25 protein-coding genes, 1 tRNA gene and 1 rRNA gene are annotated in these 22,451 nt (G+C 71.6%); 22 read left to right on the top strand and 5 right to left on the bottom strand.

The window, feature by feature from the left end:
- The 19 genes from rrf to AC3RJ6_RS14485 all read left to right on the top strand — a co-directional run.
- Nucleotides 1-69: ribosomal RNA gene (rrf, locus tag AC3RJ6_RS14575) — 5S ribosomal RNA — on the top strand; the annotation flags it as partial.
- Between the two features lie 133 nt (nucleotides 70-202).
- Nucleotides 203-1,702, top strand: coding sequence for a hypothetical protein (locus AC3RJ6_RS14570; protein ID WP_491427793.1), 1,500 nt, complete (start codon nucleotides 203-205; stop codon nucleotides 1,700-1,702).
- On the top strand, nucleotides 1,677-2,723 hold the full coding sequence (locus AC3RJ6_RS14565; protein WP_491427792.1) for an HAD-IIA family hydrolase: 1,047 nt from the start codon (nucleotides 1,677-1,679) through the stop codon (nucleotides 2,721-2,723). The genes AC3RJ6_RS14570 and AC3RJ6_RS14565 overlap by 26 nt, the downstream gene beginning before the upstream one ends.
- A 37-nt stretch (nucleotides 2,724-2,760) precedes the next feature.
- On the top strand, nucleotides 2,761-2,952 hold the full coding sequence (locus tag AC3RJ6_RS14560) for a hypothetical protein (protein WP_491427791.1): 192 nt from the start codon (nucleotides 2,761-2,763) through the stop codon (nucleotides 2,950-2,952).
- Nucleotides 2,949-3,755, top strand: a complete 807-nt coding sequence (locus AC3RJ6_RS14555; protein ID WP_491427790.1) for a TlyA family RNA methyltransferase — start codon at nucleotides 2,949-2,951, stop codon at nucleotides 3,753-3,755. Before AC3RJ6_RS14560 ends, AC3RJ6_RS14555 begins: the two co-directional genes overlap by 4 nt.
- A complete protein-coding gene (locus tag AC3RJ6_RS14550; protein ID WP_491427789.1) occupies nucleotides 3,710-4,666 on the top strand; it encodes an NAD kinase in 957 nt (318 codons plus the stop codon). The genes AC3RJ6_RS14555 and AC3RJ6_RS14550 overlap by 46 nt, the downstream gene beginning before the upstream one ends.
- Nucleotides 4,667-4,706: 40 nt before the next feature.
- Nucleotides 4,707-6,407, top strand: a complete 1,701-nt coding sequence (gene recN / locus AC3RJ6_RS14545) for a DNA repair protein RecN (protein WP_491427788.1) — start codon at nucleotides 4,707-4,709, stop codon at nucleotides 6,405-6,407.
- Nucleotides 6,408-6,526: 119 nt separating this feature from the next.
- Nucleotides 6,527-8,227, top strand: a complete 1,701-nt coding sequence (gene pyrG / locus AC3RJ6_RS14540; protein WP_491427811.1) for a CTP synthase — start codon at nucleotides 6,527-6,529, stop codon at nucleotides 8,225-8,227.
- Nucleotides 8,220-8,894: an NUDIX domain-containing protein gene (locus tag AC3RJ6_RS14535; protein WP_491427786.1), complete on the top strand. Its 675-nt coding sequence runs from the start codon at nucleotides 8,220-8,222 to the stop codon at nucleotides 8,892-8,894. The genes pyrG and AC3RJ6_RS14535 overlap by 8 nt, the downstream gene beginning before the upstream one ends.
- Complete coding sequence (gene xerD, locus AC3RJ6_RS14530; protein WP_491427785.1) at nucleotides 8,849-9,796, top strand: site-specific tyrosine recombinase XerD; 948 nt, start codon at nucleotides 8,849-8,851, stop codon at nucleotides 9,794-9,796. Before AC3RJ6_RS14535 ends, xerD begins: the two co-directional genes overlap by 46 nt.
- Nucleotides 9,797-9,862: 66 nt before the next feature.
- Entirely contained in the window at nucleotides 9,863-10,750 is an 888-nt protein-coding gene (locus AC3RJ6_RS14525; RefSeq protein WP_491427784.1) for a ParA family protein, read from the top strand.
- Complete coding sequence (locus tag AC3RJ6_RS14520; RefSeq protein ID WP_491427783.1) at nucleotides 10,734-11,603, top strand: segregation and condensation protein A; 870 nt, start codon at nucleotides 10,734-10,736, stop codon at nucleotides 11,601-11,603. The genes AC3RJ6_RS14525 and AC3RJ6_RS14520 overlap by 17 nt, the downstream gene beginning before the upstream one ends.
- Nucleotides 11,593-12,363, top strand: a complete 771-nt coding sequence (gene scpB, locus AC3RJ6_RS14515) for an SMC-Scp complex subunit ScpB (RefSeq protein WP_491427782.1) — start codon at nucleotides 11,593-11,595, stop codon at nucleotides 12,361-12,363. The genes AC3RJ6_RS14520 and scpB overlap by 11 nt, the downstream gene beginning before the upstream one ends.
- A complete protein-coding gene (locus tag AC3RJ6_RS14510) occupies nucleotides 12,356-13,159 on the top strand; it encodes a pseudouridine synthase (RefSeq protein WP_491427781.1) in 804 nt (267 codons plus the stop codon). Before scpB ends, AC3RJ6_RS14510 begins: the two co-directional genes overlap by 8 nt.
- Nucleotide 13,160: 1 nt before the next feature.
- The gene (locus AC3RJ6_RS14505) at nucleotides 13,161-14,243 is read left to right on the top strand and encodes a prephenate dehydrogenase (RefSeq protein WP_491427780.1); all 1,083 of its coding nucleotides are present in this window, start codon (nucleotides 13,161-13,163) and stop codon (nucleotides 14,241-14,243) included.
- 32 nt (nucleotides 14,244-14,275) lie between these two features.
- Nucleotides 14,276-14,950, top strand: a complete 675-nt coding sequence (gene cmk, locus AC3RJ6_RS14500; RefSeq protein WP_491427779.1) for a (d)CMP kinase — start codon at nucleotides 14,276-14,278, stop codon at nucleotides 14,948-14,950.
- Between the two features lie 148 nt (nucleotides 14,951-15,098).
- Nucleotides 15,099-16,625 carry a ribosome biogenesis GTPase Der gene (gene der / locus AC3RJ6_RS14495; RefSeq protein WP_491427778.1) on the top strand — a complete coding sequence of 509 codons (1,527 nt, stop codon included), beginning with the start codon at nucleotides 15,099-15,101 and terminating at the stop codon, nucleotides 16,623-16,625.
- Between the two features lie 27 nt (nucleotides 16,626-16,652).
- On the top strand, nucleotides 16,653-16,895 hold the full coding sequence (locus tag AC3RJ6_RS14490; RefSeq protein WP_491427777.1) for a DUF167 domain-containing protein: 243 nt from the start codon (nucleotides 16,653-16,655) through the stop codon (nucleotides 16,893-16,895).
- On the top strand, nucleotides 16,892-17,794 hold the full coding sequence (locus tag AC3RJ6_RS14485) for a CHAD domain-containing protein (protein WP_491427776.1): 903 nt from the start codon (nucleotides 16,892-16,894) through the stop codon (nucleotides 17,792-17,794). Before AC3RJ6_RS14490 ends, AC3RJ6_RS14485 begins: the two co-directional genes overlap by 4 nt.
- 11 nt (nucleotides 17,795-17,805) lie before the next feature.
- Here the strand turns inward: AC3RJ6_RS14485 and AC3RJ6_RS14480 are convergent, their stop codons facing one another.
- Nucleotides 17,806-18,060 (bottom strand): SHOCT domain-containing protein, encoded by a 255-nt coding sequence (locus AC3RJ6_RS14480; protein WP_491427775.1) that lies wholly within the window; start codon nucleotides 18,058-18,060, stop codon nucleotides 17,806-17,808.
- Nucleotides 18,061-18,115: 55 nt separating this feature from the next.
- On the bottom strand, nucleotides 18,116-18,736 hold the full coding sequence (locus AC3RJ6_RS14475) for a GNAT family N-acetyltransferase (protein ID WP_491427774.1): 621 nt from the start codon (nucleotides 18,734-18,736) through the stop codon (nucleotides 18,116-18,118).
- Between the two features lie 100 nt (nucleotides 18,737-18,836).
- Between AC3RJ6_RS14475 and AC3RJ6_RS14470 the strand changes: the two genes are divergently transcribed.
- Entirely contained in the window at nucleotides 18,837-19,349 is a 513-nt protein-coding gene (locus tag AC3RJ6_RS14470; protein WP_491427773.1) for a MarR family winged helix-turn-helix transcriptional regulator, read from the top strand.
- A complete protein-coding gene (locus AC3RJ6_RS14465; protein WP_491427772.1) occupies nucleotides 19,346-20,014 on the top strand; it encodes a hypothetical protein in 669 nt (222 codons plus the stop codon). Before AC3RJ6_RS14470 ends, AC3RJ6_RS14465 begins: the two co-directional genes overlap by 4 nt.
- Before the next feature lie 6 nt (nucleotides 20,015-20,020).
- Here the strand turns inward: AC3RJ6_RS14465 and AC3RJ6_RS14460 are convergent, their stop codons facing one another.
- The gene (locus AC3RJ6_RS14460) at nucleotides 20,021-21,433 is read right to left on the bottom strand and encodes a DUF2252 domain-containing protein (RefSeq protein WP_491427771.1); all 1,413 of its coding nucleotides are present in this window, start codon (nucleotides 21,431-21,433) and stop codon (nucleotides 20,021-20,023) included.
- A gap of 136 nt (nucleotides 21,434-21,569) precedes the next feature.
- Here AC3RJ6_RS14460 and AC3RJ6_RS14455 point away from each other — a divergent pair.
- Nucleotides 21,570-21,643 (top strand) — tRNA-Pro (locus tag AC3RJ6_RS14455).
- 142 nt (nucleotides 21,644-21,785) lie between these two features.
- Here the strand turns inward: AC3RJ6_RS14455 and AC3RJ6_RS14450 are convergent.
- Both AC3RJ6_RS14450 and AC3RJ6_RS14445 read right to left on the bottom strand, forming a co-directional pair.
- Nucleotides 21,786-21,950, bottom strand: coding sequence for a hypothetical protein (locus AC3RJ6_RS14450; RefSeq protein ID WP_244854437.1), 165 nt, complete (start codon nucleotides 21,948-21,950; stop codon nucleotides 21,786-21,788).
- Nucleotides 21,950-22,414 (bottom strand): DUF6325 family protein, encoded by a 465-nt coding sequence (locus AC3RJ6_RS14445; RefSeq protein ID WP_491427770.1) that lies wholly within the window; start codon nucleotides 22,412-22,414, stop codon nucleotides 21,950-21,952. The genes AC3RJ6_RS14450 and AC3RJ6_RS14445 overlap by 1 nt, the downstream gene beginning before the upstream one ends.
- Nucleotides 22,415-22,451: the final 37 nt, after the last annotated feature.

Here is a 22,451-nt window from a genome sequence, read left to right as displayed (position 1 = left end):
GAAGCTAAGACTCGCAGCGCCGATGGTACTGCAGGGGGGACCCTGTGGGAGAGTAGGACACCGCCGGACATTCATTCAGGAGTGGCCACCCCCTGAGCTCAACAGCGAGCTCAGGTGGGTGGCCATTTCGCGTTAACAGCGGATCGGGCGCGGCCCGGCAGTACGGTTGAGTCTGACGAGACTCCCATTCGACAGGAACATCGTGAGCGATTCGAACAAGGACCGAGACGACCAGGGACGCCCGGCGCGGGCCGGCGGCTCCCAGGGCCGCGGAGGGCATGGCTCCGGTCAGCGAGGATCCGGTTCGTCGTACGGCCAGCGGGATGCGAAGCGCCCCTCGGGCGACCGCGGCGACCGCAAGCCCTACGGAGACAAGAAGCACGCCTCCGGCGACCGCGACGCGAAGCGCTCGTACGGTGACCGTGATCAGAAGCGTCCGTACGGTGACCGTGATCAGAAGCGGTCGTACGGTGACCGTGATCAGAAGCGGTCGTACGGTGACCGTGATCAGAAGCGGTCGTACGGTGACCGTGACGCGAAGCGTCCGTACGGTGACCGTGATGCGAAGCGGTCGTACGGCGACCGCGATCAGAAGCGTCCGTACGGTGACCGTGATGCGAAGCGCTCGTACGGCGACCGTGACCAGAAGCGTCCGTACGGTGACCGTGACGCGAAGCGCTCGTACGGCGACCGCAAGCCCCACGGCGACCGCGACCAGCACCGTTCGCACGGCGGCGAGCGCCGTGGTGCGCCGTCCGCGCCGGCCTACGAGCGGCACGGCGCTGCCGATCTCGCGGTGCGCCAGCGGCACGACGACCCGATGCTCCCGGATCGCATCGAGGCGCGCCAGCTCGACAAGGTCGCCCGCGCCGAGCTCAAGACCCTGAGCAAGGAGAACGCCGACTGGGTCGCGCGCCATCTCGTCGCGGCATCCGAGTACCTCGACGTCGACCCCGAGCTCGCGCACCGTCACGCCATGTCGGCGGCGCGGCGGGCCGGTCGCATCGCGGTCGTGCGCGAGACCCTCGCGATCACCGCGTACGCCACCGGCGACTTCGCCCTCGCGCTGCGCGAGCTGCGCACCTACCGCCGGATCTCGGGCAGCAACGACCAGCTGCCGCTCATGGTCGACAGCGAGCGCGGCGTGGGACGGCCCGATCGCGCGCTCGAGGTCGGCCGCGCGGTCGACCGCAACGAGTTGCCGGCGGCGGTGCAGGTCGGCTTGGCGATCGCAATGTCGGGCGCCCGGCTCGACCTCGAGCAGCCCGAGCTCGCCCTCGCGGAGCTCGAGATCCCGCAGCTCGACCCCGACCGTGCGTTCTCGTACAGCCCGGCCCTGTTCTCCGCGTACGCGGAGGTGCTCGAGGAGCTCGGCCGTGCCGCGGAGGCGGCCCGCTGGCGCGAGCTCGCCGGACGCGCGGAAGCCGCTCTCGCCGGCCCCGCCGAAGCCGAGCTCGTCGAGATCTTCGAGCTCGAGGACGCCGCGGCCGACGAGTTCATCGTCGAGGAGCCGGCGGTCGAGCCTGAAGAGGCTGACGCCGAGGTGTTCGCCGTCGTCGACGACGCGGATGACGCCGAGCCCGGCGACTACGGCGACGTGCTCGAAGACGATGTGCGCGAGGTGCTCGCCGAGGGCGCGACCCTCGACGCCGAGGCCGCGACCGAGGATCCCGCCGATGGCGCTGTTCCGAGCGAGGACTGAGCCCGCGACGCCGCTCGACGGCGTCGATGCGGTCTTCGCCGACCTCGACGGCGTCGTCTACGCGGGCGCCGGGGCGATTCCGCACGCCGTCGAGAGCCTGAACCTCGCGAAGCGATCCCACCCGGTCGGCTACATCACGAACAACGCCTCCCGCAGCGACGTCTCGGTCGCCGGGCACCTCACCGAGCTCGGGCTGCATGCGGCGCCCACCGACGTCGTCACCTCGCCGCAGGCAGCGATGAGCCTCCTCGCCGAGCAGGTCGCACCGGGGGCGCTCGTGTTCGTCGTCGGCGGCGAGGGCATCGAGGTCGAGCTCCGCAAGCGCGGCTACCGGGTGACCCGATCGGCCGACGACGGCCCCGATGCGCTCGTGCAGGGATTCACCCCGGAGATCGGCTGGAAGGACCTCGCCGAGGCTGCGTTCGCACTGCATTCCGAGGGACCGGCTGCCGGCGGTTCGGATGCCTCGGGGCCCGGGATCCCGTGGATCGCGACGAACATGGACTGGACGATCCCGGTCGCCCGCGGCATCGCGCCGGGCAACGGCACCCTGGTCTCGGCCGTGCACACCGCCGTCGGTCGGTTGCCGCTCGTCGCGGGCAAGCCCGAGACGCCGATCTTCGACGAGGCGCGGCGGCGGTTCGAGGCATCCGCGCCGCTCGTGGTGGGCGACCGGCTCGACACCGACATCCTCGGGGCCAATCGCGCAGGCATGGCCAGCGCGATCGTGCTCACGGGGATCGACCGCGCGAAGCAGCTGCTCGCCGCGAACGCGGCGAGCCGGCCCGATTTCATCCTCTCCGACCTGCGTGGGCTGCACGAGCCCTATCCGACGGTCGAACGGCTGCGCGGCGACGTCGTGCGGGTGGGGACGGCCCGGGTGCGCCTGACCGGCAATCGTGTCGAGATCCTCTCCGAGGGAGACGGCGGACTCGACCTGCTGCGCGCCGCGTGCGCGACGATCTGGGATTCGGGGTCGGCGATCCACGTGCTCGACGTCCCGGCGCGCCTCTACGCATGACCGTCCGTGTGACGGATGCGCGGGGTAGCGTGGACGGGTGAGCATCGACCACGAGTACGACCCGAGCGGCCCCGACGACGACGAGCTGGGCGAGGGCACGCGCGCCGCGCTCTCCGACATCGAGGGGCTCCCGCTCGACGAGCGCGCGCCCGGGTACGAGGCGCTCACCGCCCGCCTGCGCGACGAGCTCGAGCACTCCGACCCGTCGCAGGCACCGCGCTCGTCATGAGCGGCCAGCGTCTCGACGCCGCGCTCGCGGCTCGCGGCCTCGTGCGCTCGCGCACGCTGGCCGCGGCGCTCATCGCCGAGGGTCGCGTCGCCGTCGACGGCCGGCCGGTCGTGAAGGCGTCGTTCAAGGTCGACGCCGACGCCGTGCTCTCGGTCGAGGCATCCGACCACTACGTGAGCCGCGCCGCGCACAAGCTGATCGCCGCGCTCGACGCGTTCGCCGTCGACCCGTCGGGCAGAGTCGCACTCGATGCGGGGGCGTCGACGGGCGGTTTCAGCCAGGTCCTGCTCGAGCGTGGAGCACGCACAGTGCTCGCCGTCGACGTAGGTCATGGCCAGCTCGCCGCGGAACTGCACGGCGCGGCCGGGCTCGTGCTCGTCGAGGGGTGCAATGTCCGAGGACTCACCCGCGAGTCGCTCGCGACCGCCACGGGCGTCGCCGAGCCGCCCGATCTCGTCACCGCCGACCTGTCGTTCATCTCCCTCACGACCGTGCTGCCGGCGCTGCGCGCCACCGCGGCCGACGACGCCGACTTCGTCCTGCTCGTGAAGCCGCAGTTCGAGGTCGGTCGCGGGGGAGTGCGCGAGGGCATCGTGCACGACGGTGCACTGCGGTCCGAGGCCGTCATGAACGTGCTCTGGGCCGCGCACGATCTCGGCCTCGGTACCGACGGCGTCCTGTCCTCCCCAATCGCGGGCTCGCACGGAAACCGCGAGTTCCTCGTCCACCTCCGAGCGGGCGGCTCGAATCCGACAGAATGGTCAGGTCGGGTCGACGAGCTGACGAGAGGAGAGCACGGGTGAACGACGCACGCCACTTCCTCGTGGTCTCGCATACCGGCAGGCAGTCCGCCCTCGAGGCGACCGGCGCCGTCTGCACCCAGCTGCTCGCCGCCGGCGCCGTGCCCGTGATCGCCGCCGAGCACTGGGACGACGTGCACACGTTCGTCCCCGAGCTCGACGGCGGCGTGGTGCGGTTCGAAGACATCGACCCCGCTCGCATCGAGCTCGTGATCGTGCTCGGCGGCGACGGCACGATCCTGCGCGCGGCCGAGCTCATCCGCGACCATCCGGTGCCGCTGCTGGGCGTCAACCTCGGTCACGTCGGCTTCCTCGCCGAGAGCGAGCGCGACGATCTCGGCTACACCGTCTCCCGGGCGCTCGCGCGCGACTACGCGGTCGAGGAGCGCATGACCCTGTCGGTGCGTGCGAAGGTGGGCGACGAGGTCGTCTACGAGAGCTGGGCGCTCAACGAGGCGACCGTCGAGAAGGCCGAGCGCGAGCGCATGCTCGAGGTCGTGATCGAGGTCGATCGGCGGCCGCTGTCGTCGTTCGGCTGCGACGGCGTCGTGATGTCGACGCCGACGGGCTCGACCGCCTACTCGTTCTCGGCCGGCGGCCCGATCGTCTGGCCGAGCCTTGAGGCCCTGCTGCTCGTGCCGCTCAGCGCGCACGCGCTGTTCGCCCGTCCGCTCGTCGTCGGCCCCGAGTCGTCGCTCGCGGTCGAGATCCTGCAGCGCACCGAGACCTCCGCGGTGATCTGGTGCGACGGGCGTCGCACCTACGATCTGCCGCCGGGTGCGCGGGTCATCGTGCGGCGCTCCGACACGCCCGTGCGGCTCGCGCGCCTGCACGAGGCGCCGTTCACCGATCGCCTCGTGAACAAGTTCCAGCTGCCCGTCACCGGGTGGCGCGGACCGGCGGGGCGCGAATGAGGGTTGAGACGGGACGCGCGGCGATGAGAAGGGGTGTTCGATGATCGAAGAGCTCGGCATCCGCGATCTCGGCGTCATCGCCGAGGCGACCCTGCCGCTCGGTGCGGGGTTCACCGCGGTCACCGGCGAGACGGGCGCGGGCAAGACGATGGTCGTGACCGCGCTCGGGCTGCTGCTCGGTGCGCGTTCCGACGCCGGCGCCGTGCGCTCGGGGGCCAGGCAGGCGTGGGTCGAGGGCCGATGGATCGTGCCCGACTCGGGGGCGATCGCCGACCGCGTCGCCGAGACCGGCGGCGAGATCGAGGCCGGCGAACTCCTGCTCGGGCGATCCGTGTCGAGCGAGGGCCGCAGCCGTGCCGTGGTCGGCGGTCGCAGCGCGCCGGTCGGCGTGCTCGCCGAACTCGGCGACGAACTCGTCGTCGTGCACGGACAGGCCGACCAGCAGCGCCTGCGATCGGCCTCGGCCCAGCGAGACGCCCTCGACCGGTTCGCCGGCGCCCCGCTCGCCGAGACGCTCGACGCCTACGGCGCCGTCTTCGAGCGGTGGCGCACCGACGCCGCCGAGCTCGCTCGACTGCGCGACGAGCACGACGCCCGCGCACGCGAGGCGGAGGCGCTTCGGGCCGACCTCGACGAGGTCGAGGCGGCAGACCCGCAGCCCGGCGAGGACGCCGAGCTGCACGAACGCGCCGAACGGCTCTCGAACCTCGAAGAGCTGCGGCTCGCCGCAGCCCAGGCCAAGGCGCTCGTCTCCGGCGACGAGGTCGTCGACGACGCACCCGATGCGGTCACTCTCGTCGAGGCCGCGCGTCGGCACCTCGAACGCGTCGCCGAGCACGATGCGGCGCTCGCGCCGATCGCCGAGGCGCTCGCCAACGCCGGGTTCCTGCTCGCCGACGCCGGCACCGACCTCGCCGGCTACCTCACCGGACTCGACACCGACGGCGCCCGCGAGCTCGAGCTCGTGCAGGAGCGCCGGGCCGTGCTCGCCGGGCTCATCCGGCGTCACGGGGGCGACCTCGACGACGTGCTCGCGTTCCGGCGCGACGGCGGGCTCAGGCTCGTCGAGCTCGACGGCGACGACGAGCGCATCGCCGAACTCGATCGCACGGTCGACGAGCTGGCGGCCGAGGTCGACCGGCTCGCAACCCGCATCACCGAGCAGCGCACCGAGGCGGCGGGCCGGCTGGCCGAGGCGGTCACGATCGAGCTCGCCGCACTCGCGATGCCCGACGCGGTGCTGACCGTGAGCGTCGAGCCGGGCGCCGAGCCGACCGCGCACGGGCGCGACCAGGTCGCGATCCTCCTGCGTCCGCACCCGGGCACCGAGCCGCGCTCCGTCTCGCGCGGCGCGTCGGGCGGCGAGCTCTCCCGGGTCATGCTCGCGATCGAGGTCGTGATCGCCGGCACCGATCCCGTGCCGACGTTCGTGTTCGACGAGGTCGATGCGGGGGTCGGCGGCGCGGCGGCGATCGAGATCGGGCGCCGGCTCGCCCGGCTCGCCGAGCGCTCGCAGGTCATCGTCGTGACCCACCTCGCCCAGGTCGCCGCGTTCGCGACGAACCACCTGAGCGTCGTGAAGGGCACCGACGGTGCGGTGACCGCGTCGAGCGTCCGACAGCTGCACGGGGCCGAGCGCGAGGCCGAGATGGCCCGCCTGCTGTCAGGCCTCGCCGACTCCGAGAGCGGGCTCGCGCACGCACGGGAACTGCTCGAGATCGCCTCCGAACGGGCGGCCTGAGACTACGGGCCGCAGGGCCGAAACCGACCGGGGCCGGTTCGCTCCGAACGACGAAGGGGGAACGCGTGGGGCATGTCGCGGCAAGCGATCGGGATCGTGGGTTAGAATCGAAGCCCGTGGTGGATGAACGCGGAACAGCGCAGAGCGCAGACAACAACGACACGACCAAGCACATCTTCGTGACCGGTGGTGTCGTTTCTTCTTTGGGCAAGGGACTCACCGCCGCGAGCCTCGGCAACCTGCTGACGGCACGCGGCCTCCGGGTGGTCATGCAGAAGCTCGACCCCTATCTCAACGTCGACCCCGGCACGATGAACCCGTTCCAGCACGGCGAGGTCTTCGTGACCGATGACGGCGCCGAGACGGACCTCGACATCGGCCACTACGAGCGCTTCCTCGACATCGACCTGTCGCAGGCGGCGAACGTCACGACCGGCCAGATCTACTCGACGGTGATCGCCAAGGAACGCCGCGGCGAGTACCTCGGCGACACGGTGCAGGTCATCCCGCACATCACCGACGAGATCAAGCGCCGCATGCGGCTGCAGGCGTCGGAGAGCCCGAAGCCCGATGTGATCATCACCGAGATCGGCGGCACGGTGGGCGACATCGAATCGCAGCCGTTCATCGAGTCGGCCCGCCAGGTGCGCCACGAGCTCGGCCGCAAGAACGTGTTCTTCGTGCACGTCTCGCTCGTTCCGTTCATGGGCGCCTCGGGTGAGCAGAAGACGAAGCCGACCCAGCACTCGGTCGCCGCACTCCGCTCCATCGGCATCCAGCCCGACGCGCTCGTGCTCCGCAGCGACCGCCCCGTCACCGAGTCGAACAAGCGCAAGATCGCGCTCATGTGCGACGTCGACGAGGCCGCCGTCGTGAACGCCGTCGACGTGCCGTCGATCTACGACATCCCGACGATGCTGCACGAGCAGGGCCTCGACGCGTACCTCATCGACGCGCTCGGCCTGGGCGAGAAGGCCGACGCCGTCGACTGGTCGGGCTGGAGCGACCTGCTGCGCGTCGTGCACGACCCCAAGCACGAGGTCAAGATCGGGCTCGTCGGCAAGTACATCGACCTGCCCGACGCCTACCTCTCGGTGACCGAGGCGCTCCGCGCGGGCGGCTTCGCGAACGACGCGAAGGTCAACATCGAGTGGATCCCGTCCGACGAGTGCCAGACGCCCGAGGGTGCGCAGAAGCACCTCGCCCACCTCGACGGCATCTGCGTGCCCGGCGGCTTCGGCGTGCGCGGCATCGAGGGCAAGCTCGGGGCGCTGCACTTCGCCCGCGACAACGGCATCCCCGTGCTCGGCCTCTGCCTCGGCCTGCAGTGCATGGTCATCGAGTACGCGCGCAACGTCGCCGGGCTTCCCGGCGCGTCGTCGAGCGAGTTCGACCCCGACACCGAGTTCCCGGTCATCGCGACCATGGAGGAGCAGGTCGAGATCATCTCGGGCGGCGACCTCGGCGGCACGATGCGCCTCGGCCTGTACCCGGCGAAGCTCGGCGACGGCACGATCGCGGCCGAGCTCTACGGCTCGACCGACGTGAGCGAGCGTCACCGCCACCGCTACGAGGTCAACAACGCCTACCGCGACCGCATCGCCGAGGCCGGCCTCGTGTTCTCGGGGCTCTCGCCCGACCGCAACCTCGTCGAGTACGTCGAGCTGCCGCGCGACGTGCACCCGTTCTACGTGGGAACCCAGGCCCACCCCGAGCTGCGCAGCCGCCCGAACGACGCGCACCCGTTGTTCCGCGGGCTGGTCGCGGCGGCGCTCGAGCGTCAGCAGGCGAGCCGCCTGTTCGACGTCAACAATGGCTGATCCGGTCGGCACGGTCGTCGGCGGGTCGCGCGAGCGACTCGCCGACGACCCCGTCGAGCTCGCGCTCGTCGACGGCGAGGAGGTCTTCGCCGGCCGCGTCTGGAGCATCCGGCGCGAGACCTTCGAGCTCGGTGGCGCGCCGATCGTGCGCGAGTTCATGGACCACACCGGGGCCGTCGGCGTGCTCGCGCTCGACGACGACGATCGGGCCCTGCTCATCAAGCAGTATCGGCACCCGATCCGGATGCGCGACTGGGAGATCCCGGCGGGCCTGCTCGACGTGGCCGGCGAGGACCCGCTCGCGGCCGCGAAGCGCGAGCTCGCCGAGGAGGCCGACCTCGAGGCCGCCGAGTGGGCGGTGCTCGCCGACTTCGCGACCTCGCCCGGCGGCAGCGACGAGGTCATCCGGGTGTACCTCGCCCGTGGCCTGCGTGCGACCGCCGAGGCCTACGCGCGCGAGGACGAGGAGGCCGAGCTCGAGACCCGCTGGGTGCCGCTCGACGAGTGCGTCGACGCCGTGCTCGGGCGACGCATCCACAACGGTCCGCTCGCGATCGCGGTGCTCGCCGCCCACGCGGCCCGCGGCCGCGGCTGGAACGGGCTCGGCGAGGCGGATGCCCCGTGGCCGAGCCGCACGCCGCCGATCCGGGGGTCGGCGGGCCCGTGACGACCGCATCGCGGGTCGACGGGTACCTGCGGCACCTCGCCGTGGAGCGCGGCCTGTCGCGCAACACGACGGGCTCGTACCGTCGCGACCTCGCGATCTACGCCGACTGGCTCGAGACGCGCGGACCGGGCGAACTCGACCGTGTGGCCGAGCGCGACCTCTCGGACTTCGTGCGGTATCTCGGCACCGATCGCGATCCGGTGCTCGCGACCTCGTCGATCGCCCGCGTCCTCTCCGCCGTGCGGGGGCTGCACCGGTTCCTCGCCGAGGAGGGCGAGCTGACGGCCGACGTGTCGCGTGAACTGCGTCCGCCGAAGCTACCGGCGCGGCTGCCGAAGGCGATCCCGGTCGAGGACGTCGAGGCGCTCATCGCGGCGGCCGGCGGCGACGAGCCGGCGCAGTTGCGCGACGCGGCCCTGCTCGAGCTGCTCTACGCCACCGGGGCCCGCGTCACCGAGGCGATCTCCCTGAATGTCGACGACCTCGTCGACGACGAGGTCGTGCGGCTGTTCGGCAAGGGCGGCAAGCAGCGCATCGTGCCGCTCGGCAGCTACGCCAGGCGCGCGGTCGGCGCGTACCTCGTGCGAGCCAGGCCGATCTTCTCGGCGCGCGGCCAGGCGACGCCCGCGCTGTTCCTCGGCGTCCGCGGCAAGCGGCTCTCCCGGCAGGGGGCATGGGACGTGATCCGCCACGCGGCCGAACGAGCGGGGCTCGAGGCATCCGTCTCGCCCCACACCCTGCGCCATTCGTTCGCGACCCACCTGCTCGAGGGCGGGGCCGACGTGCGCGTCGTGCAGGAGCTGCTCGGGCACTCGTCGGTCGCGACGACGCAGATCTACACGCTCGTCACAGCCGATACACTCCGGGAGATGTACACGGCAGCGCACCCGCGTGCTCGCTAGAATCGACCAAGCCCAGATCCGAACAGGGCGCGCAGCACCGCCCCGGCCCAGGAGAGAAGACGACACGTGACGCAGCAGAAGCACGACTCGGCGGACGGAATCGCTTCGCTGGAGCCGGAGCTGGGTCCGACGGGTCGACCGCACCGCGAGTTCCCCGAACCGGCGCCGCTCGCCTCGCACGGGCCCGCGCGCATCATCGCCCTCTGCAACCAGAAGGGCGGCGTCGGCAAGACGACCACGACGATCAACCTCGGCGCCACGCTCGCCGAGTACGGCCGCAAGGTGCTCGCGATCGACTTCGACCCGCAGGGCGCGCTGTCGGCCGGTCTCGGCGTGCAGACGCACGACGTGCCGACGATCTACGACCTGCTGCTGTCGCGGCAGATCGAGCCGAAGGACGCGATCCAGAAGACGACGGTCGAGGGCCTCGACGTCATCCCGGCCAACATCGACCTCTCGGCCGCCGAGGTGCACCTCGTCACCGAGGTCGCGCGCGAGCAGATCCTCGCGAGCGTGCTGCGCCGCGTCGCGCCCGAGTACGACGTCATCCTCATCGACTGCCAGCCGTCGCTCGGCCTCCTGACGGTCAACGCGCTCACCGCGAGCCACGGCGTCGTCATCCCGCTCGAATGCGAGTTCTTCGCGTTGCGCGGTGTCGCCCTCCTCATCGAGACCATCGACAAGGTGCGCGACCGGCTCAACCCGGCCATCACGCTCGACGGCATCCTCGCGACGATGTACGACGCGCGCACGCTGCACTCGCGCGAGGTGCTCGAGCGCGTCGTCGACGCGTTCGGCGACCAGGTGCTCGAGACGGTCATCACGCGCACCGTGAAGTTCCCCGACGCGACGGTCGCCGCGACGCCGATCACCGAGTTCGCCCCCGAGCACCAGGCGTCGAAGGCGTACCGGCAGCTCGCGAGGGAGCTGGTCTTCCGTGGCGCGGTCGCCTGAGCAGGCGCCCGCCGAGCTCACTGCATCACCCGATGGCGGGGCGGTCGCGGATGCCTCGGGCGAGGGCGACGACACCGGTTTCCGAGTCGCACTGACCAACTTCGAGGGGCCGTTCGACCTCCTGCTCTCACTCATCGCGAAGCACGAGCTCGACATCACCGAGGTGTCGCTCTCGAAGGTCACCGACGAGTTCATCTCCTACCTGAAGGGTCTCGACTCCGAGGAGGAGCTCGACCGGGCGAGCGAGTTCCTCGTCGTCGCCGCGACGCTCCTCGACCTCAAGGTGGCGGGCCTGCTGCCGCAGGGCGAGCTCGTCGACGCCGAGGACGTGGCGCTCCTCGAGGCGCGCGACCTGCTGTTCGCCCGCCTGCTGCAGTATCGCGCCTTCAAGGAGGCGGCGCGCTGGTTCAGCGGGGAGCTCGACGCCGAGGCGCGGCGGCACGCGCGCACCGTGCGGCTCGAGGAGAAGTTCCGTCAGCGGGCCCCCGAGCTCGTGTGGACCCTCTCGGCCGACGACTTCGCCGCGCTCGCGACGCTCGCGCTCACCCCGCGCGAGATTCCCGTCGTCGGCCTCGACCATCTGCACGCGCCGCTCGTGTCGATCCGCGAGCAGGCCGCGCAGGTCGTCGCGGTGCTGCGTCGCGGCGATCCCGTCACGTTCCGCCAGCTGATCGCCGGCGTCGCACAGCGCGGTGTGGTCGTCGCCCGGTTCCTCGCCGTGCTCGAGCTCTACCGGCACGCGGCGATCGGATTCGACCAGATCGAGCCGCTCGGCGAGCTCACGCTGCACTGGGCCGCCGAGCACTGGACCGACGCGAACCTCGAGAGCCTGGGGGCCGACTATGACGAATGAGACGCAACCGCTGATCGACGGGAGAGCGGCGCGACCGTCTCGAGATCCGGATGCCGCGGGCGAGGTCGTCGAGACGCCGCCGTCGTCGGCGTCTCGACCTGCTGACGCCAACGCGCCCGAGCTCTCGGTGGCGACGCCGCTCGACGTGCCGGGCCAGCCCCGCCTCGACCTCGACCGCGCCGTCGAGGCGATCCTCTTCATCGCCGACGAGCCGCAGAGCGTCGTGCACCTCGCGGCGGCGGTCGCCCGCCCGGTCGCCGAGGTCCGGGCGTCCATCGCCCGGCTGCGCGACGACTACGACGGCGGAGCGGCCTCGGGCGAGCCCCGCACCGACCGCGCCGTCGACGAGGGCGAGCCTCGGGGCGTCCGCCGAGCCTTCGAGCTCCGCGAGGTCGGCGGGGGATGGCGGTTCTACGTGCGCGGCGAGTACGACGCGCTCGTCACCGACTTCGTCGTGACGCAGTCGTCGACCCGGCTCTCGCAGGCGGCACTCGAGACGCTCTCCGTCATCGCCTACAAGCAGCCGATCTCGCGGTCGCAGGTCGCGTCGATCCGCGCGGTCAACGTCGACTCGGTCGTGCGCACCCTGCTCGGCCGCGGGCTCGTGACCGAGGTCGACACCGACCCCGAGACAGGGGCGATCCTCTACGGCACGACCGAGCTGCTGCTCACGAACCTCGGCATCAACTCGCTCGACGAGCTGCCGCCCATCTCGCCGCTCCTCGACGACGGACAGGGAGGATTCGACCTCGATGGCTGAATCGGATGCCGCGGGTGCGAGCCCGTCGGCGAACACAGGACAGCGCCTGCAGAAGGTGCTCGCCGCCGCGGGCGTCGCGAGCCGGCGAGTCGTCGAGGAGTACATCCTCGCCGGCCGCATCGAGGTGAACGGACGCATCGTCACCGAGCTCGGCACCCGCGTCGACCCCGAGGTCGACCTCGTCTCGGTCGACGGCGTCGCCGTGCAGCTCGATACCGCGAAGCGGTACTACATGCTCAACAAGCCGACCGGCGTCGTCTCGTCGATGCGCGACGAGCAGGGGCGCCCCGACCTGCGGCGCTTCACCGACGACCTCGAGGAGCGCGTCTACAACGTCGGGCGGCTCGACGCCGAGACGAGCGGGCTGCTCGTGCTCACGAACGACGGCGAGCTCGCGCACGTGCTCGCGCACCCGTCGTTCGGCGTCGAGAAGACCTACATCGCGAAGGTGCGTGGGCGCCTGACACCGCAGACACTGCAGCGGCTCAAACAGGGCATCGAGCTCGACGACGGACCCATCAAGGCCGACCGGGCGAAGATCCTGCAGACACAGGGCGACGCGAAGCACACGATCGTCGAGATCACCCTGCACTCCGGCAAGAACCGCATCGTGCGCCGCATGCTCAAGGCCGTCGGCCACCCGGTCGTCGAGCTCGTGCGCCGCCAGTTCGGGCCGCTGCACCTCGGTACACTGAAGGCCGGTCAGCTGCGCGAGCTGACGAAGGACGAACGCGGCCGGCTGCTCACCATCGCCCGGGCCGCGGAGGGCGGCGCACCCGCGCGAGAGAGGCACTGACGTGGTCGAATCACGACTCACCGGACCGGTGCGCGTGGTCGGCGCAGGGCTGCTCGGCACGAGCGTCGCGCTCGGCCTGCGCGCGCGGGGCATCGACGTGATCCTCGCCGACGCCTCGCCGACGCACGTCGCCATCGCGACCGACCTCGGTGCCGGACGCCCCGCCCGCTCCGATGACGCCCCGCAGCTCATCGTCGTGGCGGTGCCGCCCGACGTGACCGCGCGGGTCGTCGCCGACGAGCTCACCGACTTCCCCGACGCGATCGTGACCGATGTGGCGAGCGTGAAGGCGGGCATCCTGGACGAGCTCGTCGCCGGCGGCGCCGACGTCTCGCGGTACATCGGGTCGCATCCGCTCGCCGGGCGCGAGCGCGGTGGGCCGCTCGCCGCCCGAGCCGATCTCTTCGCGGGCCGTCCCTGGGTGGTCGCAGCGCACGACGCCATCAGCTACCAGCGCGCCGGCGCGATCGACGACCTCATCCTCGATCTCGGAGCGACCCTCGTCGAGATGACCCCCGAGGAGCACGACCGGGGCGTCGCCCTCATCTCGCATGTTCCGCAGGTCGTCGCGAGCGTCATGGCCCGTCGCTTCATCGACGCCCCCAACGCCGCGCTGGGCCTCGCGGGGCAGGGCGTGCGAGACGTGACCCGTATCGCCGCGAGCGACCCCGACCTCTGGGTGCAGATCCTCGGCGCGAATTCTGCGCCCGTCCGGGACATCCTCGTCGCCTTCCGCGACGACCTCGACCGCTTCATCGACGCGCTCGGCGACCCCGCCGCGCCCGGCGCCCGGCGTCGTGTCGCCGAAGAGCTCACGGGCGGCAATACGGGCGTTTCGCGCCTGCCCGGCAAGCACGGCACCGACAAGCGCTTCACGACCGTCGTCGTCATGGTCGACGATCGTCCGGGCCAGCTCGCCCGGCTGCTCGCCGAGATCGGCGAGATCGGCGTCAACCTCGAAGACCTGCGGCTCGAGCACTCGCCGGGCCGTCAGGTCGGCCTCGCCGAGGTGCAGGTCGTGCCCGAGGCCGCCGACCGACTGACCAACGAGCTGGCCGAACGCGGCTGGCGCATCGCCGGCTGAGCCGGCCCGAACCGACCCCCTTGGAGGCATCCGTGGAGCTCCCCGTCGTCGTCGCCGTCGATGGCCCAGCCGGCAGCGGCAAGTCGAGCGTGTCGAAGGCGGTCGCGAAGCGACTGTCGTACGGCTTCCTCGACACCGGCGCCGCCTATCGCGCGCTCGCGTGGCACGTCGAGGCGTCGGGCGTCGACACCGACGACGCCGACTCGGTCGTCTCGTGCCTCGCGAGCTTCGACTACCGCATCGGCACCGACCCCGCCGGGTACCGCGTGCACGTCGGCGAGACCGATGTCACCGAGGCCATCCGCGATCCGCAGATCTCCGCCGTCGTGAGCCGCGTCGCCCGGGTGCCCGAGGTGCGCGCGCACCTCATCGAGCTGTTCCGGTCGATCATGGCCGCCGAGCGCCGGCCGGGCATCGTCGTCGAGGGTCGCGACATCACGACCGTCGTCGCTCCCGACGCGCCCGTCCGGATCCTGCTCACGGCTTCCGAGGAGGTGCGCATGGCGCGGCGCGCGGCCGAGCTCACCGGCAGCTCGGCCGCGGCCGTGGGCGAGGCCATGCGCAAGCGCGACGCCGACGACTCGAAGGTCGTGGAGTTCATGACGGCCGCCGACGGGGTCACCACCGTCGACTCGACCGAGCTCGACTTCGACCAGACCGTGGACGCGATGATCGCGGTCGTCGACGCGCGGCCGGCGCGAGCATAGCGGCGCCCGAGGCGCGCCCCGGGCGCGTCGCTCGCGCCGATGCGCGTCGCGCGCGCCGAGCACGGGCGGCGGCATCCCGAGTTCACAGCCGGCATACGGCAGACTGGTAGCCGCGCGCATTCGCGCCCACGACGTTCCAGGAGACAGCATGACCGACCAGCGCGACGAGAACCTGCGCGACGAGTATGGCGACGTCGCCGACGACGACCTGGCCGAGCGACTCGCCGGCGTCGACGACGAACTCGCCGAGCAGCGGGCCGCGGCCCTGCGCTCGGGCCTCAGCGACTACGAGCTCGACGACGACGACCTCGAGGTGCTCGAGCACTCCGAAGAGGGCGTCGAGGGCATCCGCTACCTGCCGGCGCTGCCGGTCATCGCGATCGTCGGCCGTCCGAACGTGGGCAAGTCGGCGCTCGTCAACCGCATCCTCGGCCGGCGCGAGGCCGTCGTCGAGGACACCCCCGGTGTCACCCGCGACCGGGTCTCGTACAAGGGCGAGTACCTCGACCGCCGATTCACGCTCGTCGACACCGGCGGCTGGGAGCCCGACGCGAAGGGCATCGACGCCTCGGTCGCCGCCCAGGCCGAGGTCGCGATCGACCTCAGCGACGTCGTGCTCTTCGTCGTCGACGCGACGGTCGGCGCGACCGCGACCGACGAGCACGTCGTGCGCCTCCTGCGCAAGACGAAGAAGCCCGTCTTCCTCGTCGCGAACAAGGTCGACGACGCCCGCCAGGAGCCCGAGGCGACGGCGCTGTGGAACCTCGGCCTCGGCGAGCCGTACCCGGTCTCGGCGTTGCACGGCCGGGGCGTCGCCGACCTGCTGGAGCAGGTCTTCACGGTCCTGCCGCAGGTCTCGGCGGTCGCGAAGGAGGAGTTCGGCGGCCCCCGCCGGGTCGCCATCGTGGGCCGCCCGAACGTCGGCAAGAGCTCGCTGCTGAACAAGGCGGCGGGCGAGGAGCGGGTCGTCGTGAACGACCTGGCCGGCACCACCCGCGACCCGGTCGACGAGCAGATCGAGCTCGGCGGCAAGATCTGGCGCTTCGTCGACACCGCGGGCATCCGCCGTCGCGTGCACCTGCAGCAGGGCGCCGACTTCTACGCGTCGCTGCGCACGCAGGCCGCCCTCGAGAAGGCGGAGGTCGCGGTCGTGCTGCTCGACGTCACGCAGCCGATCTCCGAGCAGGACGTGCGCATCATCGACCTCGTGCTCGAGTCGGGGCGCGCCCTCGTGCTCGCCTACAACAAGTGGGACCAGCTCGACGACGACCGCCGCCGCTATCTCGAGCGCGAGATCGAGCAGGACCTGCACCACGTCACGTGGGCGCCCCGCGTGAACATCTCGGCGCGCACCGGACGACACCTCGAGAAGCTCGTGCCCGCGCTCGAGACGGCGCTCGAGGGCTGGGACACGCGCATCCCGACGGGCAAGTTCAACGCGTTCCTCACGGAGCTCACGCAGGAGCACCCCCACCCGGTGCGCGGCGGCAAGCAGCCCCGCATCCTGTTCGGCACGCAGGCCGGCAGCCGCCCGCCGACATTCGTGCTCTTCACGACGGGCTTCCTCGACCCGGGCTACCGCCGGTTCATCCAGCGGCGCCTGCGCGAGGTCTACGGCTTCGAGGGGACGCCCATCGTCGTCAACATGCGCGTGCGCGAGCGCCGCCAGCGCTGAACCCGGCGAACGAGCGGAGGGCGCCCGATGGAGGTCACCGTCCGGGTGAAGCCCGGCAGCCGCAAGGGACCGCTCGTGGAGGAGAGGCCCGACGACCCCGCGGCGTCGCTCACGGTGTTCGTGCGCGAACGTGCGGTCGACGGTGCGGCGAACGCCGGCGTGATCGCCGCGATCGCCGCCCACTTCTCCGTGCCGCGGCGCGACGTCGAGATCGTGCGCGGGGCGTCGGCGCGCATCAAGCGGGTGCGGGTCGAGATCGAGGGCCCATGATGCGGCACGCGGATGCCGCGGGAACGGCCGCCGACGTCGTGCTGGCCTCGCTCGCCGACGCGTCGGCGCGCCTCGACGGGCTCGCGCCCGCCGTGGCCGTCGACGATCCCGATGCGGTGCACCAGGCCCGCGTGCTCGTACGCCGGCTGCGGAGCGTGCTGGCTGCCGCCCGTGCCCTCTTCGACGCCGCCGAGGTCGATCGTGCCCGCGACGAGCTGGAGGTGCTCGGCGACGAGCTCGGGCGCATCCGCGACCTGGAAGTGCGGATCGCCCAGGCGGAGGCGAATCTGGACGCGGACGCCACCGACACGATGCGTCGGCGCCTGGTCGAGGACGTCCGCGCCCGGCATCGCGCGGCGCATGCGGACTTCGTCGCCCGACTCGACCTGCGGGCGCCGCTCTCGAGTCCGATCCACTCGTTCCTCGACCTGCCGTCGCGCACGCTCGTGCCGGGCGAACCGGATTCGAGTGCCGCACGCCTCGTCGACCTGCTCGACGGGGAGGTGCATCGGGTGCTGCGCGCCGACGCTCGTGCGGGCGGCGACCTCACCTCGCTGCATCGACTCCGCCGGGCGGCCCGACGGTTGCGCTACGTCGCGGAGGCGGTGGCCGACGACCTCGAACCCGCGCTCGGTGACCGCGTGCGCGGTCTCGCGGCGGCCGCCGAAGCGGTGCAGGACCTGCTCGGCGCGAATCGCGACGGGCGGCTGTTCGCCGCCGAACTCGACGCGCTCGCCCACGAGCACTGCGGCGACGGCGACCCGGCGTCGGTCACCGGCTACCGGATGCTCGCAGCGACCGTGCGCGACGAGGCGGCCGCGCGCTTGCGCGACCTGCCCGAGGCGATGGGCGAGTTGCGGCGGCGTGCGAGGACGGTGGTCGGCTCGCGCGACGACTGATCGCTCGGAGGTCAGAGCTCGCGGATGATCGTCGCCCGCTGGGCGTCGTACTCCGCAGGGGTGATCACGCCGCGGTTGCGCAGGTCTTCGAGTTCGCGGAGGCGCCCCTCGACGGACCGCGGAACGGGCGCCCCGCGATCGTCGGTGGCACCCGAGCTGCGGGTGACGAGGACGATCGGCACCACGATCGCCGCGACGATGAGCGCGAAAACCAGCATGACCCCGAGGACGACGAGGACGTGCCAGCCACCCATGCCGTAGAACATGGGCTCATCGTAACCCCGTCGACGCTCGACGGGGGTGAGTTCGACGACGCCTCGCTCAGCCGAACTGCCGCTGCATGATCGCACGGTCGGGTCGAGGGCGGGCCACCTCGGTGAACCCCGCGTCGACGAACATCGACACCGTGCCGTGGTAGAGGTCGGCGGCCGGCGTCTTCGCCCGCTCCGACGGGTCGACGGCGTACCCCTCGAGCACCCGGGCCCCGCGAGCTCGCGCGTATTCGACGGCCGCGGCGGCCAGCGCGCGCCCCACGCCGCGCATGCGGAACTCGCGAGGAACGACGAAGCACGAGACCGCCCAGACGCGTTCGTCGTCGAAGTCGGGGTCGGGCGTCGAGGAGGATATGATGCGGCTGCGACGCAGGCGCGACAGGTTCGGCCGCGGCTCCACGGCGCACCAGCCAACCGGGATCTCGTCGTCGTAGGCGAGCAGCCCGGGGCCGTTCTCGGACGACTCGAGCTGCCGGTGCAGGAGATCGCGCAGGTCGGCGTCGCCCGTCGTGCGCCAATCGGCGGGGGCGAGCTTGAACCACTGGCACCAGCAGTGCGCCGGGTCGCCCTTCGTGCCGAATACGGCCTCGACGTCGGCGAAGGGCACGTCGCCCGCGGGCACCACGCGGAGCGGGTTCGGCTCGAGCTCGCCGCTGAGATCGCTCATCATGCGTCCACGCTAGCGGTGCCCACCGACATTCGTCCCGGCCGTCGATCCGCCCGAATCCCTCAGATAGTGAAGTAAGGTAACAATGCAGTAGACTCACGGTATGACCCCCGAGATCACCGTCCTCGACCGGCTGCTCGAGGTGAGCGAACTCTTCCAGAAGGACATGGCGCGCGCGTTCGCCGGCACCCCGCTGACGCCGTCGCGGGTGCGCGTGCTCTGGGTGCTCGCGGCGAGCGGACCGGCGAGCCAGCACGAGCTCGCGGCGCAGCTCGAGGTGAGTCCGCGCAACATCACCGGGCTCGTCGACGCACTCGAGGCGGGCGGGTACGTGATGCGCGCACCGCATCCGCACGACCGACGGGCCATCGTCGTCTCCCTCACGGCGTCGTCCCGAGCCCTCATGGCGGACATGCGGGCCGAGCACGCCGCGCTCACGGCCGACCTGCTCGCCGCGGTCGAGCCGGCCGACCGTGCGGCGCTCGAGCGCGGCGTCACGGCGATCGCCGATCGCCTGCGCCGGCTCGTCGCCGAGGCGGCGACCGCCGATCGTGCGACCGCCGATCGTGCGACCGCCGACCGCGCGGTCTCCGGGCGTCGGCCGGGGGAGTCGTGACGACCGAGGCCGGCGTCGGCCGCGAGGCATCCCGGTTGCTGATCGCGCGGGGTCTCGCGGGGCGGGCCCTGCGCATGGAACTCGCCGTGTACGCGAGCATCGGGCGGTTCGTCGCCCGGCGACCCGCGATCGAGCGCGGCGGGGCGGGGTTCGGGTACCACCGGCCCGTGCTGACGGTGCTCATCGTCTTCATCGTGCTGTCGGCGGTCGAGATCCCCATCCTCGACCTCGTGGTGCACCGCTGGCCCGCCGTGCGGATCCCGGTGCTCGTGCTCGGAATCTGGGGGCTCACGTGGATGGTCGGACTGCTCTGCGCGTACCTCGTGCGCCCGCACACGGTCGGCCCCGAGGGCATCCGGGTGCGCGCCGGGCTCGAGACCGATGTGCTGCTGCGATGGGACGACATCGCGTCCGTGGAGCGACGGCTGCTGGTCGACGAGCCGAAGTCGCCGAAGATCGTCGAGACCGGTGATGGGGCGGATGCCTCGCGCATGCTGCTCGTGCGCGTGAACAACGAGACCGTCATCGAGATCCGCCTCGAGCGGCCGACCGCCGTGCGGCTGCCCGGGCGCGGCGCGACGGGCGGCGAGCAGGTCGTCGACGCGGTCCGTATCTGGGTCGACGAACCGGCCGCGTTCATGGACGCGGTGCGGGAGCACCTGTAGGCGGGTTCAGGGTGCCGACTCGGCGACGGCGAACCGCCCGGCCTCGATCGCGGCGCAGAACGCCTCGTAGTCGGCGCGCGACTGCTCGGCATAGGCGAGCGACCAGTCGGCGATCGCTTCGTCGAACCGTTTGCTGCCGCCCGTGTAGCCGGCGATGAACCCAGCGCGCGGACTCTGCGAGTGCGCGCGGGCGAGCTTGCCCGCGCAGGCCTCGACGTACTCGACGAACGCCGGCTCGTCGAGTTCTGCGATCGCGAACGACGCGTTGCGGTCTCGGAACTGGCGCACGTAGAAGCCGCGTTCCTCGACCATGACGTGGCCGAGGAACACGTCGGACGTCGTCTGCAGGATTCGCTGCAGCGTGACGACACGGGCCCCGCCGGTGAGCTCGTCGATGCGCTTGGCGCTCGGACGGTCCGTGCGATCCCGCAGCCCGCCGAACTCGTCGAGCACCGAACGGCCGGCCTCCTTCACCTGCAGGATGACGATGTCGCCATGCGATCCTGCGAAGACGACGATGTAGCAGCGGGTGCCGACGCTGCCGACCCCGACCACGCGTCGCGCGACATCCGTCGCCGTGTACTGGGTCATGAGCATCGCGACGTCGGGCTGGACGGTGTGCAGGTAATCGTCGACGACCTCGGCCAGCCGGGCCTCCACTTCGGCCGATACGTGCGTCAGTGTCGGCGGCTGCTCGCGGAACACGGGCACCCCCGCCGCTGTCCGGTCGACGATCTTCGCCGCGACGCGCTCGGTCGTGCGCTTCGTCGACTGCTCGACCACGTCTCGGATCGCGGCGCGCGAACTCGCGTGCGCCCCGCCCTCATTCCCCGTCTGTCGCAGGTAGTAGCGTTCGACGGGGGAGAGTTCGGTCATGCGCCGGATGCTCCGTCGGTATGCCGCGATCGCCCTGACCGTGGCAGTGCGAACCGTCTCGTCGTCGAACCCGTTCGCCTGCGCCCCGATGACGACGCTCGTCGCGAGACGCTTGAGATCCCACTCCCAGGGCGCGAGCGCGGCCTCGTCGAAGTCGTTGAGGTCGAACACGAGGCTGCGATCGGGTGCGGCGTACACCCCGAAGTTGCTGATGTGCGCATCGCCGCACGCGACGACGAAGAAGCCCGAGTCGAGCGAGTTCGCCAGGTCGGCGGCTTGCAGGGCCGCGGTGCCCCGGAAGAACGCGAACGGGCTCTCGGCCATTCGCGCCATGCGCAGGGGCACAAGCTCCTGCAGCCGATCGGCGTTCTGGCGCTCGATGATGGCGAGCGGGTCGCGGCCCTCCGGCGCGTCGTAATGCGCATGCTTCGAGCGCTTGACCCGCTGCCGCGCCTCGCGGCCCTCATTGCGGTAGGCCTCGCGCTCGGCGACCGCGCCGTGCTCGTAACGAAGGTGGCCCGTGGTCTCGGTCGGCATCGACATGCGTTGATCGTGCCATAGGAGTGCGTCGCGGGATAGATGGCGGGCTGAGGTGTGGTGCCGAGGCGCCCATGTGCACGAGCACCCCTTCGGATACCGCTATGATGGTCAAGTTGCCTCGGCGAAGTCGCCGGAGCATCGGGCTGTGGCGCAGCTTGGTAGCGCACTTGACTGGGGGTCAAGGGGTCGCAGGTTCAAATCCTGTCAGCCCGACCGAAAAGCCCCGGTGAGAAGAGATTCTCACCGGGGCTTCGTCGTACGCGGCGAGGTCTGCCCGGCGTCGATTCGGGCGACACGGGAATGCCCCGATGGGATCGACATCCCACCGGGGCATCCCCGTCTCACCGACCGCGGTTCAGAAGCGGCGGTCGCGCCGATCGTCGCGGCGGTCCTGGCGCCGGTCCTGTCGACGGTCGACGCCGTTCGAGACGACCTTGGCCGTGCCGACGACGGCCGCGGTGCGCGCCACGGGGCGTCCGATCATTCCGACGCGCCCGACGCGTCCGATTCCGATGGGCATCAGTTGTCTCCTTCGCTCGTCATCGAGGCGACCAGCGCCTGCGTCGGGATCCGGCCCGACGCGATCAGCTGGGCACCGGTCTTGCGCAGGGCGACCGCGAACGGCGCCGCCCAGGTGTTCTCCCACACGAGCACGGCGGCGCTCGAGCCGGGCTCCATCGCGGCCGAGATGTCGATGAGGTCGGCTTCGGCGAGCACGTCGGCGAGCGTGGCCTCGAACGCGCCCAGCGGGCCGAGGTCGTCGATGTCCTCGAACTCGTCGACGTCGATCGAGCCGTCTTCACCCTTGTGCACGACCACGAGGTCGAGCACGCGGATCGTCTCGGTGGCGGCGAGCGTGGCGAGCTCCTCGGCGGCCGCGCCGGTCAGGCGGGTCTGGCCGGCGGGGAACTCGACGACGATGTAGTCGATCGGCCCCAGTTCTTCTTCGGTGAGGTCGAGGTCCTCAGTGGTCTGTTCCGACACGTGCCGGCTCCCTTCATCGATCGCACCGCGTCGTCGA

The organism is Agromyces cucurbitae (assembly GCF_058349945.1).
This window is presented reverse-complemented; position numbering and strand designations above follow the sequence as displayed.